Source organism: Acinetobacter sp. A1 (assembly GCF_012371315.1).
Classification (GTDB): Bacteria; Pseudomonadota; Gammaproteobacteria; order Pseudomonadales; family Moraxellaceae; genus Acinetobacter.
Genome location: NZ_JAAZQY010000003.1, coordinates 1 through 19,868 on the forward strand (window position 1 = coordinate 1; position 19,868 = coordinate 19,868).

General features: G+C 41.0%; 17 protein-coding genes. 11 read left to right on the top strand and 6 right to left on the bottom strand.

Features of this window, described 5'->3' with window-relative positions:
• Nucleotides 1-191: 191 nt before the first annotated feature.
• The gene (locus HHA41_RS01545) at nucleotides 192-776 is read left to right on the top strand and encodes a YceI family protein (RefSeq protein ID WP_168419311.1); all 585 of its coding nucleotides are present in this window, start codon (nucleotides 192-194) and stop codon (nucleotides 774-776) included.
• Nucleotides 777-952: 176 nt separating this feature from the next.
• On the opposite strand, the gene HHA41_RS01550 is transcribed toward HHA41_RS01545, so the two are convergent.
• On the bottom strand, nucleotides 953-2,464 hold the full coding sequence (locus HHA41_RS01550) for an aldehyde dehydrogenase family protein (RefSeq protein WP_005177426.1): 1,512 nt from the start codon (nucleotides 2,462-2,464) through the stop codon (nucleotides 953-955).
• Between the two features lie 244 nt (nucleotides 2,465-2,708).
• On the opposite strand from HHA41_RS01550, the gene HHA41_RS01555 reads away from it, so the two are divergent.
• Nucleotides 2,709-3,890: a transcriptional regulator gene (locus HHA41_RS01555; protein ID WP_104473543.1), complete on the top strand. Its 1,182-nt coding sequence runs from the start codon at nucleotides 2,709-2,711 to the stop codon at nucleotides 3,888-3,890.
• 47 nt (nucleotides 3,891-3,937) lie between these two features.
• On the opposite strand, the gene HHA41_RS01560 is transcribed toward HHA41_RS01555, so the two are convergent.
• Both HHA41_RS01560 and HHA41_RS01565 read right to left on the bottom strand, forming a co-directional pair.
• Nucleotides 3,938-4,915, bottom strand: a complete 978-nt coding sequence (locus HHA41_RS01560; RefSeq protein ID WP_168460218.1) for an alpha/beta hydrolase — start codon at nucleotides 4,913-4,915, stop codon at nucleotides 3,938-3,940.
• A 276-nt stretch (nucleotides 4,916-5,191) separates the two neighbouring features.
• Entirely contained in the window at nucleotides 5,192-6,364 is a 1,173-nt protein-coding gene (locus tag HHA41_RS01565; RefSeq protein WP_168419315.1) for an iron-containing alcohol dehydrogenase, read from the bottom strand.
• Between the two features lie 454 nt (nucleotides 6,365-6,818).
• Here HHA41_RS01565 and HHA41_RS01570 point away from each other — a divergent pair, with 454 nt between their 5' ends.
• From HHA41_RS01570 to HHA41_RS01595, 6 genes are all read left to right on the top strand, one after another.
• Nucleotides 6,819-8,822: a hypothetical protein gene (locus tag HHA41_RS01570; RefSeq protein ID WP_168419316.1), complete on the top strand. Its 2,004-nt coding sequence runs from the start codon at nucleotides 6,819-6,821 to the stop codon at nucleotides 8,820-8,822.
• An 89-nt stretch (nucleotides 8,823-8,911) separates the two neighbouring features.
• Nucleotides 8,912-10,624: an AAA family ATPase gene (locus HHA41_RS01575; protein WP_168460219.1), complete on the top strand. Its 1,713-nt coding sequence runs from the start codon at nucleotides 8,912-8,914 to the stop codon at nucleotides 10,622-10,624.
• A 135-nt stretch (nucleotides 10,625-10,759) separates the two neighbouring features.
• Nucleotides 10,760-11,743, top strand: coding sequence for an ion transporter (locus HHA41_RS01580; protein ID WP_168460220.1), 984 nt, complete (start codon nucleotides 10,760-10,762; stop codon nucleotides 11,741-11,743).
• A gap of 83 nt (nucleotides 11,744-11,826) precedes the next feature.
• Nucleotides 11,827-12,024, top strand: a complete 198-nt coding sequence (locus HHA41_RS01585) for a helix-turn-helix domain-containing protein (RefSeq protein ID WP_168460221.1) — start codon at nucleotides 11,827-11,829, stop codon at nucleotides 12,022-12,024.
• Between the two features lie 261 nt (nucleotides 12,025-12,285).
• Nucleotides 12,286-12,441 (top strand): hypothetical protein, encoded by a 156-nt coding sequence (locus HHA41_RS01590; protein WP_168460223.1) that lies wholly within the window; start codon nucleotides 12,286-12,288, stop codon nucleotides 12,439-12,441.
• Nucleotides 12,442-12,493: 52 nt separating this feature from the next.
• The gene (locus HHA41_RS01595) at nucleotides 12,494-13,177 is read left to right on the top strand and encodes a hypothetical protein (protein WP_168460224.1); all 684 of its coding nucleotides are present in this window, start codon (nucleotides 12,494-12,496) and stop codon (nucleotides 13,175-13,177) included.
• A 72-nt stretch (nucleotides 13,178-13,249) separates the two neighbouring features.
• On the opposite strand, the gene metE is transcribed toward HHA41_RS01595, so the two are convergent.
• A complete protein-coding gene (metE, locus tag HHA41_RS01600) occupies nucleotides 13,250-15,550 on the bottom strand; it encodes a 5-methyltetrahydropteroyltriglutamate--homocysteine S-methyltransferase (RefSeq protein WP_168460225.1) in 2,301 nt (766 codons plus the stop codon).
• A 209-nt stretch (nucleotides 15,551-15,759) separates the two neighbouring features.
• On the opposite strand from metE, the gene HHA41_RS01605 reads away from it, so the two are divergent.
• Complete coding sequence (locus HHA41_RS01605) at nucleotides 15,760-16,680, top strand: LysR family transcriptional regulator (protein WP_168419036.1); 921 nt, start codon at nucleotides 15,760-15,762, stop codon at nucleotides 16,678-16,680.
• Nucleotides 16,681-16,807: 127 nt separating this feature from the next.
• The gene (locus HHA41_RS01610; protein ID WP_354667267.1) at nucleotides 16,808-17,974 is read left to right on the top strand and encodes an MFS transporter; all 1,167 of its coding nucleotides are present in this window, start codon (nucleotides 16,808-16,810) and stop codon (nucleotides 17,972-17,974) included.
• A gap of 41 nt (nucleotides 17,975-18,015) precedes the next feature.
• Here HHA41_RS01610 and HHA41_RS01615 read toward each other — a convergent pair whose 3' ends face one another.
• On the bottom strand, nucleotides 18,016-18,471 hold the full coding sequence (locus tag HHA41_RS01615; protein WP_168460228.1) for a DUF441 domain-containing protein: 456 nt from the start codon (nucleotides 18,469-18,471) through the stop codon (nucleotides 18,016-18,018).
• A gap of 158 nt (nucleotides 18,472-18,629) precedes the next feature.
• On the opposite strand from HHA41_RS01615, the gene HHA41_RS01620 reads away from it, so the two are divergent.
• Nucleotides 18,630-19,352: a 16S rRNA pseudouridine(516) synthase gene (locus HHA41_RS01620; RefSeq protein ID WP_168460230.1), complete on the top strand. Its 723-nt coding sequence runs from the start codon at nucleotides 18,630-18,632 to the stop codon at nucleotides 19,350-19,352.
• Nucleotides 19,353-19,395: 43 nt separating this feature from the next.
• Here the strand turns inward: HHA41_RS01620 and HHA41_RS01625 are convergent, their stop codons facing one another.
• Nucleotides 19,396-19,839, bottom strand: a complete 444-nt coding sequence (locus HHA41_RS01625) for a GNAT family N-acetyltransferase (RefSeq protein WP_168419034.1) — start codon at nucleotides 19,837-19,839, stop codon at nucleotides 19,396-19,398.
• Between the last annotated feature and the right edge of the window lie 29 nt (nucleotides 19,840-19,868).

The window sequence follows — 19,868 nt, forward strand, 5'->3', positions numbered from 1 at the left end:
TTCATCATGTTGCCTGACTCCGTTGTGAATATGAACATAGCAAATTCAGGCAATTACACAATTTAATTTACAGTCTCATTTATCGTTTCAGTCATGCAACATAACGTTTTATCTTTACACGTGTATTTGCATCAAAAATCTATAAACTAAACATCATTGAAAACGAATTCACTCTTTTGGAGATCAACAACATGAACATGAAATCAATTGCATTAGGTTTGGCTATCGCTTCTGCAGCAACAATGACTATCGCAAAACCAGTAGCTTATCAAATTGACCCAACCCATACTGCAACTGTATTTACTTGGGATCACTTCGGTTTTTCTACACCATCAGGTAACTTCTCAAACATTCAAGGTACAATCAATATTGATGAGAAAAAACCTGCAAACTCATCTGTTAACGTAACTATTCCATTAAGCAGCATTAACACTAACGTTAAAGCTTTAGATGAGCATTTAATGGCAGCAGACTGGTTTGATGCAGCAAAATACCCAACAATTACTTTCAAAAGTACTAAAGTTGAAACTCAAGACAAGAAAAACTTTAAAATCACTGGTGATTTAACTGTAAAAGGTGTGACTAAACCGGTAGTACTTGATGCCGTATTGAACAAGCAAGGTCCACACCCAATGACTCAGGCGGCGACTGTTGGCTTTAATGCAACAACTTCATTCAACCGTTCTGCATTTGGTATTGCAAGCTATGTACCAAACGTAGGTGATAAAATTACTGTAAACATCACCACTGAAGCATCTGTAGCTGCAAAAAAATAAGCAGATATGATGTGATAAAAGCACCATTGATATGGTGCTTTTTTTTGTGTCTGTATTTTAGATGTATTTATATGTGTGGCAGATTTTGAGTCTAATATTGAAATGGATGAAATAAAAATGCGAACCGAAGTTCGCATTTTTAGATAGGAGCTTTAGCTTTTTAAACTTAACAAGACTTAGAAGAAGCCCGCAGGTTTAGTTGAATAGCTCACCAACAAGTTTTTGGTTTGTTGATAATGCTCTAACATCATCTTGTGGTTTTCACGGCCAATACCTGACTTTTTATAACCACCGAAGGCAGCGTGTGCAGGGTAAATGTGATAGCAATTGGTCCAGACACGACCTGCCTGAATTGCACGGCCTGCACGGTAAGAGGTATGCGCAGAACGTGACCAAACCCCAGCACCTAAACCGTAAATGGTATCGTTGGCAATTTTAATAGCTTCATCGAAGTCTTTAAATGTAGTGACAGAAAGCACAGGGCCGAAAATTTCTTCTTGGAAAATTTTCATATCATTGGTGCCTTTGAAAATGGTCGGTTCAATATAGAAACCGCTACCCACTTCCTGACGTTCACCACCACCTGTTAAAACTTGTGCACCTTCTGCACGGCCTGTGGCGATACAACCTAAGATTTTATCTTGTTGTTCTTGTGAAGCCTGCGCACCAATCATAGTTTCAGTATCAAGCGGGTGACCTGTTTTAATGCGTTTAACGCGTTCAATGGCTTTTTCAAGGAAACGGTCAGCAATACTTTCCTGTACGAGTGCACGTGATGGACAAGTACAAATTTCACCCTGATTCAGCGCAAACATAGCAAAGCCTTCAAGGGCTTTATCTAAGTAGTCGTCATCTTGCGCCATAATATCTTCAAAGAAAATATTTGGAGATTTACCACCAAGTTCCAAGGTCACTGGAATAATATTTTCAGTGGCATATTGCATGATCAACTGGCCAACTTGTGTTGAACCTGTGAATGCTATTTTGGCAATACGTGGATTGGTTGCCAATGGACGACCAACTTCTACGCCATACCCATTGACTACGTTTAATACGCCTGCAGGCAATAAATCTTGAATGAGTTCAACCAAAACTAAAATACTGGCAGGCGTTTGTTCTGCAGGTTTAAGCACAATACAGTTACCCGCAGCCAATGCAGGTGCAAGTTTCCATGTCGCCATTAAAATAGGGAAGTTCCATGGAATAATTTGTCCAACCACGCCCAAAGGCTCGTGGAAGTGGTAGGCAATGGTATCTTCATCAATTTCAGAAATTCCACCTTCCTGCGCACGGATACAGCCTGCGAAGTAGCGGAAATGGTCAATCGCTAAGGGAATATCGGCTGCTAATGTTTCACGTACAGGTTTACCGTTATCCCATGTTTCGGCAACCGCCAGTAATTCTAGATTTTGTTCTAAACGATCTGCAATTTTTAACAGAATATTAGAACGAGTAGTTGGAGATGAACTGTTCCATTGAGCTTTGGCTTTGTGTGCAGCATCTAAAGCCAGTTCAATATCTTCTGCAGATGAGCGTGGGACTTTGGTAAATACTTTGCCATCTACAGGAGAGATATTTTCAAAGTATTCGCCTTTGACTGGTGCTACCCACTCGCCACCAATAAAGTTTTCGTATTGTGCTTTAAATTGAACTTTTGAACCGGGTTGATTGGGATCTACGTAACGCATAATTCACTTCCTTTGATGGTTTTTTATAATCTGCCGTCTCTTTACCGTTTAGAATAATCCTATGTCTAAAATCAGTTTAAATTTACGGCTAAGGTATAAGGTACTTTGGTACGCTATTTGTTTAGCATACCAATATAAGGTTGGAAAAAGGTTGGAAAGTTGCAGGTTTACAAGCAACAAACAAATACTTACAAAAACAAGCAGTACATTGGATGTAATGCCCACAGGATTGTGAGAATCAGTCATGATGAAAAAACAAGGCCTATTGGAAAAAAGACAGCATATTGAACGGTTTAGACAAAGCAGTAGTTTATCACCGCTACATGCGCAGCAAATTCAGCAGAGTATTTTAAATTCTTGGCAACGCTCTCAAATTGCGGAAATTCCTGTTGATCGGCTGGCAGCCCCGTTAAATTCTCGTTTATCGCATCCGCAAGGCGGTTCGGCTTTACAACGTGCTGTGCAAAACTGTGCAGAGGATTTAAGACATATCGCGCAGCAGTCCGACATGGTGGCAGCCGTGGGCGATGTGGGCACTACGATTATTTGGACTGCTGCGAGCGCGCAAATGCGTAATGTGGCGGAACAGGTGCATTTTGTAGAAGGTGGGCAGTGGCGTGAAGAGTTGGTGGGTACGAATGCTTTGGCTTTGTCACTCAAAACTCAGCAAGCCAGCTGTGTGTTTTCCAGTGAACACTATATGTCGTCTTTGCATGATTGGGTGTGTTATGCCGCACCAATTGTCGATCCACATTCCAAACAGGTTTTGGGTGTGATTGATTTATCGACTACTTGGAAAAACCATAACAGTTTGGGTTTGTTGGCAGCAGAACGCTGTGCTTCTTTGATTCAAAATGCACTACTTGAACAGCAAAAACAGCAGCTTTATATTCGCGCGTTTCGCGTGCCACAGGTGTTATTTAATGGCAAAGTGGTGGTGATGACACCGCGTCAAATTGAAATATTGGTGATTTTGGCACTTTGCCCACAAGGCATGAGTTTAGATACTTTACACCAAGCCCTATATGGTGAGCGTAAAGTTAGTTTGGGGACGCTAAAAGCTGAAATGTCACAATTACGTGATATTCTAGGCGGGATGCTTGGTTCGCGTCCTTACCGAGTTTTAGCGCATATAGAAGCCGATTTTTTACAAGCCGAGCAGGCTTTAGATGCAGGTTATGTGCAGTCAGCCTTGCAAACGTGTGCAGGGGTATTTTTGGCGAAAACTGAAAGTCCATTTTTATGTGCATGGCGAGATTGCTTAGAATCTCGCCTGAGTGAAGCCATTTTTAATGCACAAGATACCGATGCATTGCTAAAACATTTGGCACGCAGCCCTGAAGCGATTGACGCGGTGGAGCGTTTAATTGAATTGATGCCAAAGCATCATCCTGCACATCAAATTTTATTAAAATACCAAGCCTAAAGGACGACTCAAGTCATTTAGGCTTTCATTTCACTGTCCTTTAGTTTTTATAGCCCTTTGCGGTTTAACCAGTCAAACAAGGACTGATATACTTCCGCACGGACTTCGGGCGCAGAAAGCACCAAATCATGCATGCCATTTTCAATTTGGCAAAGCTGAATATCACCATGCATGTGATGCCCATATTTTTGCATATCTGCAACATCTAAAATTACGTCAGTGCGTTGCGCAATCTCATTCCATTGGCGTGGATAACTACTTTGACTCGCATGCATAATTAAGGTTGGTACACCCAAATGCACACTGGCGTGAATTTCCTTTTGTGCTTCATGAATGGCATGCACAAAACTCAGGCGTACTTTAGGGTAACGTGGTTTTTTCCACTCCAGATTGAATAACCATTCACCATGATATTGCTTGTGTAAACTTGGCACATAAAAAGGATTTAGGCGGCTTGGAAACTTCAAATCTGGAAATAATTTTCCAAGTTGACTTAAACGAGGAACGCCAGCTTTTTTCTCAATTTCGGTCATATTGAAATCATAAAAAGGGCTGTTACACCATAGGCCGCGAATTAGAGGATGATTTGGATGATGTGCCACATAGAGTGTGGTGATTAATCCACCTGTAGAGTGACCACATAAAATAACGGAATCATGCTGTTCGGCCGCTATTTGCTCAAGTGCAGCCGAAATTTCTGCATCATATTCAGATAGGTTACGCACGTTATACCAGTGCTGGTGTGACAAATGTGAGCGGCCATATTTCCGTAAATCGAGCGCATAAAAGTCATAACCATGTTGATTAAACTGTTCTGCCATTTCAGTCTGAAAAAAATAATCAATAAAACCATGAATATAGAGCACAGCTTTACGGGTTTCTTGTTCGGCTTTTTTGCGTACCAAAGTGGCAATCACTTTACCTTCATAATCGGCGGGGAAGTCCAACGTCATTTGTTGATAATCAGGACCTAAAATATCAGGATGGTAGCTAGGGGCAGCTTTTTGTTTTTTACGAAGTGGCATAAGGCGCTCATCATCAATTTTATTTTGTCTATATCCTTGATGAGCTGTGTGCATTTGTCAAATTGAATTATGAAAAGCATCAACATTTAGATATTTTGTAGATTGTGTATAAATGTCTATATGCGCAGCACAGATTAAAAAAAGCAGAACACACGTGACATGGTTCTGCAAAGGGAAGTTAAAAATTAAAACAAGAAACAAAATGAGAAAAAGACAATTGATTAGAGGATGGGAGAGGCTGAGCAAATGTAGATTCACTCAGCCGTGTAGCGATATTTACATAGCCGCTTTGAAAATTTCGACCACTTGCGCATGGTTGGCTTTACGTGGGTTAGTCAGCATGCAGGCATCTTTTTGTGCATTTTCCGCCATAATCGCTAAATCATCTTCTTTAACGCCCAACTCTGCCAAACCTGTTGGAATACCAATAGAACTCGATAATTCACGGATTGCATCAATTGCAGCATAAGCAGCCTCTGTGGTGGTTAAACCATCTGTATTTACACCCATCAACTCTGCAATGTCTGCATAGCGTTCAGGGCAGGCAATCAGGTTAAATTCACAAACATGCGGCAGTAAAATTGCATTACAGACACCGTGTGGCAAGTTATAAAAACCACCCAATTGATGCGCCATCGCATGTACATAGCCTAATGATGCATTATTGAATGCCATACCGGCCAAGTACTGCGCATAGCTCATGGCATCACGTGCTTCAATATTTTCACCATTTGCCACTGCAGGACTCAGCCATTGACTAATCATACGAATAGCTTTTTCCGCACAGGCATCGGTAATCGGGTTGGCCGCAGTTGAAACGTAGGCTTCTACCGCATGCGTCAAGGCATCCATACCTGTGGCAGCGGTTAAGCCCGCAGGTTTGGCAATCATAAGTTTAGGGTCATCAATGGCGATGAGTGGGGTACAGCGCCAATCGACAATGGCCATTTTTACGTGGGTGTCGGTGTTGGTAATGATACAGAAACGGGTCATTTCTGAAGCTGTTCCCGCTGTGGTGTTAATGGCAATCAGCGGTGTCATTGGCACGGTACTTTTATCTATGCCTTCATAATCACGAATATGTCCACCTCCTGCAGTGACCAAGCCAATACCTTTAGCACAGTCATGCGAAGAGCCACCGCCTAAAGACACAATGAAGTCGCAGTTGTTGGCATTGTAGGCATCGACACCGTTATGGACATTAATATCGGTTGGGTTTGGCTCTGCCCCTGCAAAGATATGGCTGGCAACGCCTGCTTCAGTTAAGTAGCCTGCAATGGTATCGGCCACGCCAAATTTAAATAGTCCTTCATCTGTCACAATTAGGGCTTTTTTTGCGCCCAAGTTTTGTGCTCTTACGCCAATTTCTTTGGCACAACCAGGGCCAAATAGTGACACGCAAGGAATATAAAAACCGTTGGTTTGATCTGCAATATTTTTAAAAGCCATGCTCAGATTCCTTCTTGCATTGGGTATTGGAATAATATGTTGTTATCGCGGTATTGAACCGTGATTTGAGTATTCAATGCTTTGTATGCAAATCCTACCTACCAAAAACCAACCCTATTTTGTGAGGAAATAGTGCAAATTAATCTATTGTAATTTATGGGATTTTAAAAGAGTCATATTTCATCTGAAGCTTTATAAAAGCTATAGGCAAGGCCAGAAATCTTGTTTATAGTGGTTTATATATACGGTTTTATGTGTAGATACTGTGCATAAAACCAGTCTAGTGGAAGTTGATGCATAGGCAGATTTAAGGAAAATTCAAGCATCAAGTGCTTTATGAAAATGGAAAATAAAACAAAAAATAGGGATTAATCACGAGTTTGGTCTAGTCGCTGCAATTAAATAAAAATAAGATGCAACTTAGATAGACCGTACTTAAGCATGAGGAGTGTGTATGCAGCCAAGTCGCCAGCATAGCCAATTGCATGCCGTTGCACAGCAATTGGTACGTATTTCCAGTGTGGCCGCAGAAATATATCAAGATCAAATGGAGCTAGTTGGGCATCTCACTGCACAAAATATGTTCCGTATTGATCCTTTACAGCATCGGATTGAATTGCTAAACGGTCTATTTAGCCTTGAATTTTATCCGCCTAAATCTAACCCTAGTTTAATTCAGACGCAGTTTGAGTTTGCGGGGCAGCATCAAGAAGCGTTTGAAGATTTTTTTCTGCATGATTTACAGTTTCACACGGGTGATTTAAAGCCACAACACTCCTTATTTTTGCGTAATCAGGCGCAGCAATTACGACATCTGATTATGCAGCAAGCCTATATGTGGGTGGATGGTGCTGCACGTGTTCAACAGTTGCTGCTGCATTTAGATGGTGTACAGGCTCAGATTTTAGATCAAGCCTTGATTCAGTCTGATTATGCCCAGCATGCTGTTTTTACAGGTGCTGTACAGCATGGTGCGGTCATTCCAGATGAAACATTAACGGCCTTATCTGCATTGTGTGCTTTAGAATTTATTGAGGGTGATACCTTTTTGCCTGTGCAAGCCTTAATGCACAGTTATGATGATTTTTGTTTTAGTGCTGCACAGTTTTTGCCTAAAGCCATGTATCGAATTTTGGCGGTGTCCTTTCCTGAGCGTTTTAATTTGCAGGATTTAATTGACCATCAGGATGATATTCAGTTGTTGTATCGGCATGCCGAAGAACATGGTCATTTACTGGGTTTTGCCCGCTTAATGCATCGAGAAGTGTGGCAGCGTTCCGATGCATTGGCAAAACCGCATTTCTTAAAATCCTGTCCTTTAATTTGGCAAAAGAAGGTTGCCAAACTGCCGTTATTTGATTATCCACGAGCGGTGAACTGGCTGTTTAAACAGTCTGCACAAGTGTTGGATTGGCTCAGTTTAAATATGCAGCATACCAGTGTGCGGGTCGCAGTGACTGCGCTCAGTTTTGTCGATTGTAGTCAGGCACATCCACGTATTATTTTAGCGACATTGCAATATTTTCAATATTCTGCGGCGCGTATGTTTATTCAAAGCTGTAATGTGTATGCGACACAGCAGGCATGGTTTGCGCATGCACATAATGTCAGTCTAATGCCACATGGTGAAAAGCAATCTGTAGATGATCCACGTGTTGCGATTAGTCCTTCCATTTTGTATTTGGATGAATGGATGAGTTTGCTAAAAACAGTGGCGCAGCAAGATGAGCATTTGGTGAAGCATGTTTTTAGACGTTTGAGTCGTGTTATGCAAAGTTATATGACTTATTTGCAGCAAATCACACAGGATTTACCGCCTGCCTTGTTGGACTATATTCAGCCCGAGAGTCAGCAGCAGCGTGATTTTTATACGGTGTTGCAGCGTTATCAACTTCAACCTGATGATTTTCGGCAGCGTTTTTATTTACGGGCGCAGCATACGCGAGTTTCAGTGTTTGACAGTTATGTACGTGACTATTTACTGGAATATTTTGCAGCGCATACACATATTCCTAAGAGTCTGAGTTGGTTGGGGTTATTTTATCAGGCGGTGCGTTGGCATCAACAGGTCTACAAAGCAGAACTGATGGCCAAATTAAAAAAGGAAATTCAGTGCAGTGCATGGCAGGCCAAAAGCCCTATGCCAACGCTAAAATTTTCAGGCTGGTGCTTTGAGGAAATGATTCATTTAGACCGTATTATTGAAGAATCACAAAACTTTAAACACTGTTTGGCACTTAGCTACGCTAAGCTAATGAGTGAAGGGCAATATGTGGCTTTTCACATGGCGTCACCACATTATGCGCAGCAATTGACTCTGGGCTGTCATTTTCGGCAGGGGCAACTTGAATTTGATCAGTTGGAATATCCGAATAATCAAAAAGCGGAACAGTTACTGGTGACCATTGCAGAGCAGTTTATTGCATGGCTGAATCCACAATTGCAAGCTAAAGCATAAGACAACAGTTATCGTATTCGCAGACTTGAGCCTTAACTTTTGGGCAAAAACTCGTTAGGCTATAGCCGTTCAGCAATGGTATAGGTCTTATGAAACAGGAAACTGCACTTAAACTTTTAAAAGCAGGCGAAAATGTCTTTTTAACAGGCTCTGCTGGTGCGGGTAAAACCTATACCCTGAATCAATACATCAATTATTTAAAAGCACGAAAAGTACCTGTAGCCATCACTGCATCTACAGGTATTGCTGCAACGCACATGAATGGCATGACCATTCACACATGGGCAGGCATTGGTATTAAAGATTTTTTGTCCGAGGCAGACCTAAAAAATATGAAAGAGCGCAAATATCTCAAAGAACATTTAGAAAATGCGCAAGTGTTGATTATTGATGAAATTTCGATGTTGCATGCCAAGCAACTGAATTTAGTCAATCAGGTTTTAAAATATTTTAAAGATAGCGATGAAGCCTTTGGCGGCATTCAGGTGATTGTTGCGGGAGATTTTTTCCAGTTACCGCCTGTAGGGAAAAATGATGAGCGCAACCGAGATAAATTCTGTTTTATGTCGGACGCGTGGGTAGAAGCCAAGTTCCGTGTGTGTTATTTGACCGAACAACACCGTCAGGGCGATGACTATTTAAATGATATTTTAAATGCAATTCGGGCGCAGAATATTGAACAAGCACATATTCAGGCTTTGGAACAAACTCGTCGGCAAGATATTGGAGATACGTTCACCCGTCTATATACCCATAATATGGATGTAGACAACATCAACTTTAAACATCTGAATGAAATTGAAACTGAGAGCAAGCAGTTTGATGCCGTTTGTGATGGCAATGAAAAACTGATTGAAACCCTGAAATCATCAGTACGTGCACCTGAAATTTTAAATCTGAAAAAACATGCCAAAGTGATGTTTGTTAAAAACAACTTTGATATGGGCTACATTAACGGCAGTTTGGGCGAAGTGATTGGCTTTGAAGAAGATGATGATCATGGCATTTTGCCTAAAGTGAAACTGACCGATGGCACCGTCTTGTTGGTTGAGCCTGAAACATGGTCGGTAGATAATGATGCTGGTAAAACCATTGCCAGTTTTCAGCAAATTCCGCTGCGTTTAGCGTGGGCCATTACCATCCACAAGTCACAAGGTATGACCTTAGAAGCTGCAGAAATTAATTTAAGCCATACTTTTGAAAAAGGGCAGGGTTATGTGGCCTTGTCACGTTTAAAATCTTTAAGTGGTTTGCGCTTATTGGGTTTTAACAGCCAAGCATTGGAATTGGACAGTTTAGCCATTAAGGCTGACCGGCGTTTTCAGGAATTGTCTGAAGAAGCCGAAACACACTATGAACTGATGGATTTAACCCCACAACATAATGCATTTATTCGTCATTGTGGTGGCACATTGAACGAAACCGAAATTTTGCGTAATGAAAAGAAAATTGCCAAAGGTGGTAAAACCAATTATGCCACCGCCACCTTGGATGAAACCCGCGCTTTATTTGAAGAAGGTTATGATATTCAAGATATTGCCGTGGAGCGTGGCTTAACACCTGCAACCATCATTAACCATTTAGCACGGTTGCAAAAAGAACAAAATCTGGATATTTCCGTGGCACATCCAGGTGAAGAAGTAGTGGAAGAAGTACGAAAAATTTATAAGCGTTTAATGAAGCGCCAAAATGCAGATCATTTTAGCGATGATGGGGCAATTAAGTTGCGTCCTATTGTTGAAGCCACCAGTCCGAGAATGGGCTATGACCAAGTGCGCTTGGCACTGTTGTTTATTCAGTAGTTGAGGATGGCTGTAAAGACTACAGGCTTTTGCGGAGTGGTCTTTTGCACAGTAAAACAGTATATAAAATAATTTCGATTGAAGAAAAACTTCGGTTAAACTGCCAGCACTGTAAGCCTAAATATAATATTCGGTATGGCATTTACACCGTGGTACACATTACGCAAATTCGTCTATAACAACTTACACGATGATGACTACGAAACATGGTTTAGTCGTTGCATTAACTATTTTTTGATTATACTGATTTTAGGCAATGCCAGTGCGGTTATTTTGGAATCGGTCAATGATGTCTATATTGCATATCAGATATTTTTTGACCATTTTGAAAACTTTTCCATCGCCGTTTTTACCGTTGAATATTTGCTGCGGATCTGGAGTATTGCCGAAAAAGACCCGTTTATATCCCCTTGGAAGCAGCGTCTAAAATGGCTCAGCAGTGGTGGGGCGATTATAGATTTATTGGCAATTTTACCTGCTTATATCAACTTCTTTGTGCATTTAGATTTACGTTTCCTCAGAATTTTACGTTTGCTGCGTTTATTAAAACTGACACGTTATTTTGTGTCCTTGCAGATTCTATTAAGAGTGATTGAGCGGGAAAAAGGCTCATTTCAGGCTGTTGTTTTTATTCTATCAATTATGATTGTGATGTCTGCTGCAGGCGTGTATGTGGTTGAAAGTAAAGCACAGCCTGAAGCGTTCAGTTCGATTCCTGCCTCAATGTGGTGGGCAGTGGTAACCCTAACCACGGTAGGCTATGGTGATGTCACACCCATTACACCTTGGGGCAGAATTTTAGGTGCATTAATTACGGTGTTGGGTGTGGGCTTGGCAGCATTGCCTGCTGGTATTTTGGCTACAGGTTTAGCCAACGAACTTGAACAACGTAAGCAACATTTAGGCTTGAAATTTAGAGAGCTATTACAAAACAGTGAAATTGACCTGTTAAATGATCAGGAAAAAATTGAAGATTTACGTAAACAGGTTGGTTTAACCAATGAGCAAACACAGGATATTTTATTGCAGTTAATTCGTGAGCGTCGTGAAGAAGAACTGCGTTTAGAGCAAGAGCCTTATAAATACTGCCCACACTGTGGAGAGAAGTTGTCAGAATAAATCATCTTTGATTTGCACACAGCCTAAAATTGTATATTTTGATTGAACAATTGTTCAATGATGTTGAGAGGCTTGTACTAAACATGAGTAATACCCGAGCAGATCAGGCTATGGAAACCAAGCAAAAGCTTTTAGATGGTGCATTGGCTTTGTTTTCAGAACAGGGGTATAGCAAAACGTTTATTCGAGCACTTGCTCGTAAAGTCGGGTTGTCTGATGGCATTCTGTATCACCATTTTCCAGCGGGTAAGCAAGAGATTCTTAGGGTTTTGTTGGCCTAGGGCGTTCAAAATGCACTGCAACAATTAAGCCAGTCAAATCAAAATTTAGAAGCTGCTCCAATTCGCCAAGTGTTAAATACTTTATGTGAGTTAAGCGTACAACTATTTTCTGAACATCGCGCCCTACTTAAAATTATTTTATGTGAAAGTGAAAGTATGCAGCTTGATGAAATTAAAGTCATAGATCAATTATTTCAAACACGTCAAAAATAGTTAGCCACATTATTAGCACAACGCTATGAACAGGGGGAGGTTCGTCAGATGAATTTTAATCTTGCAGCACAACAATTTATGGCAATTAACATACAGTATGGATTTTCACATTTACTCAACTTAAATATAGGATGTGATATTGCTGACCCATTACAGCGTTCGCAAATGATTCAGCATTTACTCATATTGTGGAAAGTGGACTAAATTTTTTTAATTTTAAATTGAATGAATGTTCAATCAATAAAATGGGTGAAGTATGTATTTTGGACACTTTGCAGTGGGTATGGCATTAAAAGCAAAATATATAGATGTGCCATTGCTCCCAATCATTTTGGGTGCAGGTTTTTTGGATATTATTAATGGAACATTAGTGGTAATTGGGGTTGAAAAAGTCACAGCGAACTTAAATGCCCTCCCATATCTGTATTTTGATTTAACTTTTATTGATTGGGATCATTCGCTGTTAATGGCAATAATTTGGTCATTGGTTTGGGCTGCATTTTTCTTAAAAGATAAGCGAGTCGCCTTTGTTGCAGGAGCTGCTTGTTTTTTGCACTTTATCGCTGATATTCCAATGCATAATGCAGATTTGGCCTTATATCCTTATGCAGGGCAATATTTAGGTTTTAGTTTGTGGGAAAAGTGGGGTGTTTGGTCTTGGGTGCTTGAAATTGGGTTTTCAGCTGTTCTTTTAATTTATGCATATCGTCAACATTTAAAAGTGGGTGAGGATATTTCATGGCAATTGGGCTTTATTGGCTTACTCGCATTACAAATGTCTCCGTGGACATCACCAATGAAACACGTTGCTATGCTTGCTGAACCTTATGCCTCAATGATTCATGGTGTGTTAGTTGTAATTGGTTTTATTCTACCAACGCTAATTTTGGTTTGGTTATATAAACGAAGTAAGCGATTAAGTTCACAATATTCTTCGTAAATTTTTAAATACAAAACGCCGACTGCATGTACAGTCGGCGGTTCTGGTTTTTGCTTTGCTTAGGCGATCTGCTTAAGCCGCCTGGGACTCAAGTTCTTGACGCACTTGTTTGGCCATGCGGACCAATTCTGCGAGTGCGGCTTTGGTTTCTGCCCAGTTTCGAGTTTTTAAACCACAGTCTGGATTAATCCATAAACGTTCAGCTGGTATGGTTTTTAAGGCTGCATCAATCACTGTACGCATATTGTCGGCAGTTGGTGTGCGTGGGCTATGAATGTCATACACTCCTGGGCCAATAGCATTCGGATAGCCTTGTTCATGGAAAACTTCTAGTAACTGCAAACCAGAACGGGACGTTTCAATGGTAATTACATCGGCATCCATTGTGGTAATTTGCTGCAAACAATCCTTAAAGTCCGAATAGCACATGTGGGTATGAATTTGGGTGTCTACGCGGGAGCTGCTTGAACAGTGTTTAAAAGATTTCACTGCCCAATCCCAATATTCAGCCTGATCTGCTTTACGTAGTGGTAAGCCTTCACGAAATGCCGCTTCATCAATTTGAATAATGCCGATCCCTGCGGCTTGAAGGTCTGCTACTTCAAGACGAATTGCTTCTGCCAACTGTAAACAGACTTCACGACGGCTACGGTGTGCAGGAGGGAATGACCAATTTAAAATGGTCACAGGGCCTGTCAGCATACCTTTGACGATTTTGTCTGTTAAGCTGTTGGCGTATTGAATCCATTTGACTGTCATTGTGTTTGGGCGCTGAATGTCACCGACAATAATGGGTGGGCGTACACAGCGGCTACCATAAGACTGTACCCAGCCAAATTTAGACAACCAGAAACCATCAAGTAGACCTGCAAAATATTCCACCATATCGGTGCGTTCTGCTTCACCATGCACCAAAACATCTAAACCCAACTGTTCCTGCTGTTGAATGGCGTAAGCGATTTCTTTTTGCATTGCTGCTTCATAGGCTGCTTGGGTTAAATCACCTTTATTCCACGCTGCGCGTGCTGCACGAATTTCTGTAGTTTGTGGAAAAGAACCAATGGTCGTGGTGGGTAATAACGGTAATTTTAGTTTTTCTTGTTGTGCTTCAAAACGTGCTGAAAATGTGTCTGGGCGTGACTGAGCGACCAAATTAAATGTTTGAGTTGTGGTTGGTGATAATTTCGCATTGGTATAAATATTACCTTGTGCCAGTGCGACCAGTTCATTTAATTTTTGGCGAGCAAAAGCCAATTTACCATTTACTTCGGCAGGTATAATTTCCGAATCAAGGTCTACAGGGACGTGCAGTAAAGAACAACTGCTAGATAGCCAGAGACGATCCCCCAAGCTTTTTTGTGCTGTTTGTACAATGTCATTGAGCGCAGTCAAATCACTGGCCCAGACGCTACGGCCATTAATTAAACCCAGAGATAAAATTTTATGGGCAGGTAATTGATCAATGACTTTTTTCCAGAAAAATTCACCTGCTTTTTCACGGCTAATGTCAATATGCAAACCTGCAACAGGCAGATTAACCGCAAGATTTAAGTTTGCACCTAAACTTTCAAAATAAGTGGCAACAATCAGTTTTAAACCATCACGACGCTGTAATAGGTGATAAACCCGTTCAAATGCAGTTTGCCATTCTGGCTCAAGGTCTAAAACCAAGGCAGGTTCATCGAGTTGTACATAATCCACACCACGTGCTTTTAGTTCATCAAACAATGCAGCATAAATAGGCAGTAATGCATCTATAAATTGCAAAGTGGCTTGATTTGCGGCAACTTCACGCTGCGTTATATTACATTCACACGTATGCTGTTTTGTTTCTAGCGTTTCATAGGTATCGACAATGCGTGATAAGTACAAAAACGTTAGCAAGCCGGGTACAACAACTTTTAGCGGTTTATTAAAGGCTTTTGCGCGTTCCACTTGTGCAAATAAGTCGGAAAAATCAGCTTTAAATTCCTGAGCTGAATTTAATTCAGGTACAAGATAATGGTAGTTGGTGTCGAACCATTTGGTCATTTCCAGCGCTGCAACATCACTACAGTTTGGTGCACGACCACGTGCTAAATAAAATTGTTGATCGACTTGATTCAGTTTTGCTGCATCTTTAAAACGTGCTGGAATGATACCTAAACGTACAGCATGTGTGAGAACGCTGTCATAAAGTACAAAGTCACCCACTGTAAGTATAGAAATCCCTGCATCTACCTGTGCTTGCCAGTTAGCGGCTTCAACCGCTTGAGCTTCAGCTAGAAAGTCAACTTGTTGAATTTCACCTTTCCAATAGGATTCTTCTGCAAATTTGAGTTCACGTTTTGCCCCAATACGTGGGTAGCCTAGAATATGTGTGGTTAATGTCATGATAATTCCAAGGGAGATTGAGCTGATTATGTTGTAAATATCATCAAATAAAAAATAAGATGAAACAAACTCATTATTTTCATGTTAAAATTAATTAAATTCATTTTTTGTGTTTGCATTTAAGCTTTGTGAAATGATCTGCTACAGATTAAATCTCAATAAAAGCATCGAACAAATACATCAGCAGTTTAAAAAATTAGGAACAAGCAATGCTTGAAATTCGTCACTTAAAAACTTTGGCAGCCCTGCGTGAGCATGGTTCTTTGGTTGCTGCCGCCAATGATTTGTGTTTGACGCCATCTGCAATTTCTCACCAGTTAAAAGAATTAGATCATTGGTATGGGGTAGAAGTGGTGAACCGCCGTAGCCGCCCTGTGACTTTTTCCAATGTGGGGCAACGATTATTAAAATTGGCTGATGATGTCTTGCCGCAAATTCAGATTACCCAAACCGACATCACCCGCATTGTCCATGGTCAAACGGGGCGAATTATTTTTTCTTCGGAATGTCATAGCTGTTTTGATTGGTTGATGCCGCTACTAAATCAGTATCGACAACAATATCCTGATGTAGATCTGGATTTTGCTTCAGGTTTTGAAGCTAATCCACATGAATTGCTGCAAACGGCAGAGTTTGATTTGTTGATTACCGCAGACCCGATTGCCCTCAAAGGCATCGAATATTTTCCAATTTTTGAATATGAATCACGTTTGGTATTGTCCAACACCCATCCTTTGGTACGTGCAGAGCGTATTACCGTACAGGAATTGGCTGAAGAAACGTTAATTACCTATCCTGTAGATAAACACCGTTTGGATATTATGTCTAAGCTGTTTATTCCTGCCAATATTCAGCCCAAAGCCATTCGTACTACAGATCTAACCCAAATGTTAATTCAGCTTGTGGCCAGTGGTCGCGGTATTGGTGCTTTGCCTGACTGGGTGGTGAATGAATATGAACAAAAAGGCTGGGTGACTTCACGTCGTTTAGATTGTGTTGCTGCAGGCGGGTTACGCCGTACTTTGTATGCGGGTTATCGGAGCGAAGAAAAAGAAAAGAGTTATTTTGAAGGATTTTTAAAGCAGCTCGAAAAATTTTCACAAAAGCGGACACAGTATTATTCAAGCTGAGCACGCTTAAAAGATAGTGCAGACTTATCGTTAAAAGCATTAAGCTGATTCAAATATTCTCTAAAGCCAACGGAATGTTCTTGCTAAGCTTGCCTTGCAAATATTAAGGGAGAGCATGGTGAGTTTGGTGCGTTGGCTGACAAAGGATTTGTGGATTGTGGCTGCGGGTTTTATGGCCGCAATGCATATTGGCAAATTGCCGCCCACTGTTCCTGTGCTACAGGCTGAACTTGGGATTAGTTTGGTTCAGGCAGGCTTTTTACTGTCTTTGGTACAAGCTGCAGGCATGAGTTTTGCCTTGCTGTTGGGCAGTTATACCGCAAAAATTGGATTGAAGCGTTGCGTATTACTGGGGCTGACTTTACTGGGTGGCGCCAGTTTTATAGGTGGTTTTGTTCAAGACTATTCAGCCTTATTAATACTGCGTGTCATTGAAGGTTTTGGCTTCTTACTGGTCACCCTGAGTGGTCCTGCAATTATTCGTCAATTGGTTGCTATAGAACAACTGCCTGCCAAAATGGGACTTTGGAGCGCCTATATGGGTGGTGGCATGGGCATTGGCTTATTGACCACACCTTTTTTATTAAATGTGTTGGATTGGCAAGGCGTGTGGATGTGTTTTGCATTGTTATCCTTTGTCCTTGCAATCATTATTTATAAAGTCGTGCCGAGTGTGCAGATCGGCACGCAAATGATCGCCATATTTGACCTGATCAAAGCGACTTTGACCCATCCACCTGCATGGATACTGGCTTTGGTTTTTGGTGTATATGCAGGGCAGTGGTTCAGTTTGGTGGGTTTCTTACCTACGATTTATCAGCAATATCAAATTTCATTACAAACTGCAGGTATACTCACGGCAATGGTGGCAATTGCCAATGCAGTTGGGACACTTGTGTGTGGAATTTTATTGCAACGTGGTTTTAGAGCGTTGGTTTTGATGCAACTTGGTTTTGTTGTACTTATACTGTGCGCGCTGAGTTTTTACATATTGCGCGAAGCTTTACCCTTTGTTGTACAGTTTTTACTGGTACTCAATTTTTCTTTATTTGGCGGTTTGGTTGCTGCGGTGATATTTGCACAAGTTATGCATTTTGCACCACAACCTGTTGCAATTAGTACAACCATAGGTTTGGTGCTGCAATGTTCAGCAAGTTCTCAATTTTTGTTGCCCCCTGTGGTGGCGGCTATCGTTTCTGTCACAGGAACATGGTTTTGGGTCGGTATTTTAATGGCAGTCTTATCTGCTATAGGGATGCTGTTAAGTGCTATCTTATTTCGTAAAACTGCCTGAATTTGGAAGGATTTCATTTCCAATGCGTAATAAAACTAAGTTTAAGAATAGCCAATAAATAAAGTTAAAATTCCTGCGGCAATCAATGGGCCGACAGGAACACCACGTAACACAGCAACACCAGTCACAGTGCCGATCAATAAGCCTGCTACGACATCGGGCTGATTGGTCATTAGTTTCACACCACGCCCACCTAACCATGCAACAAAAACGCCAATCGCAACGGCAAGTAACGATTTCCAACTAAGAAAAGATTTTAAAATCGTATCACCAGGAATTTTGCCACTGGCAATGGGTGTTAGTACACCAATGGTCAGAATAATAATGCCAATATTTAAACCGTGCTGCTGCAATAGTGGGAAAAACTCACTCAGCGGTGTAATTCTAAAAACAATCAGCACTGCTGCGGCAATGGTCACAGCCGTATTTTGGCTGAAAATACCGCAGGCCAGCAGCACGATCAGTACCATTAAGTTAAGGTCTAATTGGGAGAGCATGGTGATCAATACAATAGAAAACTGGAAAAGTGTCGTTATTGTAGCGGTTTTTAGTCATGAACGGGCAGAGCGCGCGAACTGATCGGAAATTGCTGTGTATTTGGTTTAGAATAGCGGGCAACAGTTATTTTTAAATGTTTATGCACGGAAAGGTCGTTATGTTGCTGGAAAAAATGTTGCAATCACAAGGTTTTGGTTCACGTAAACATTGCCAGCAACTTATTAAAAATGGTGCAGTAAGTATTCAGAATGAAATTCAGACCAATCCTAAATTCGCTATCCACATAAAACCAGATACTACTTTGCAGTTTAGCGTGTACGGACAAAACTATCAGTACCGTGAACAGGTATATATTGCCTTGCATAAACCACAGGGCTATGAGTGTTCGCATCAAGCGACGCATCACTTTAGTGTGTTTGACTTGTTTGAGGATGTATTACTGAACCGTGGTTTGCAATGTGTAGGACGTTTAGATCAAGATACTACAGGTCTGTTGCTGCTGACCGATGATGGACAATTTTTACAGGCGTTGACCCATCCTAAAAAGCATGTGGCAAAAGTGTATTCAATGCATACAGCAGACCCAATAAGTGCTGCACAAATACAGCAACTAAAGCAGGGTGTCGCATTGCGTAATGAAACAGGGCTATTTGCTGCAACAGAAGTGCAGCTACTTGCTGAATGTGAATTGCAGATGACCATTCATCAGGGGGTATATCATCAAGTCAAACGTATGTTGGCGGCAGTAGGCAACAAGGTGGAACAATTGCACCGCCAGCAGGTAGGTGCATTAAATTTGAATGATTTGGCTATAGATGTTGGTGAATGGGTCTATTTAAGCCCCGAACAAATCCAACTAGCAAAAACACGTATTGAATAAAGCACGAATAAAACTACTGATGCAAAGCTAGTAAGGTGCACTACTATTTTAAAAAGCAGTGATAGGTTTGAAACTCATCATCTTTGACAAAACCCATCTTTTCATACAATTGATGCGATTGGTAATTACTTTTCTGTGTTTCAAGGCTAATGCGTAGTGCATTTTCATGTCGTGCAAATAAAATAGCGGTATCAATTAGCTGTTTGGCCGAGCCTTGTCGTCTAAAAACTGGGGTGACATAGACGTCATCTAAAATATAGTAAGTTGAACAGGCAACAGATGAAAAACCTAAATAAAGTAGTACAAATCCAGTAATTTTATGGTCTTTGATATGTATGAAAATCACACTTTCCTGATTTTTAAAACGCTGTTTTAGGAAGGCTGCAGAAAGGCTTAAATTTGAGGAAGCGCCATAAAATTGACGATACTCATCAAACAATACCGCAAGTTGTTCTAAATCTTCTAAAGTGGCACGTCTTACAATCATATTGGTACTCCATGCTTTTTTATTATCCT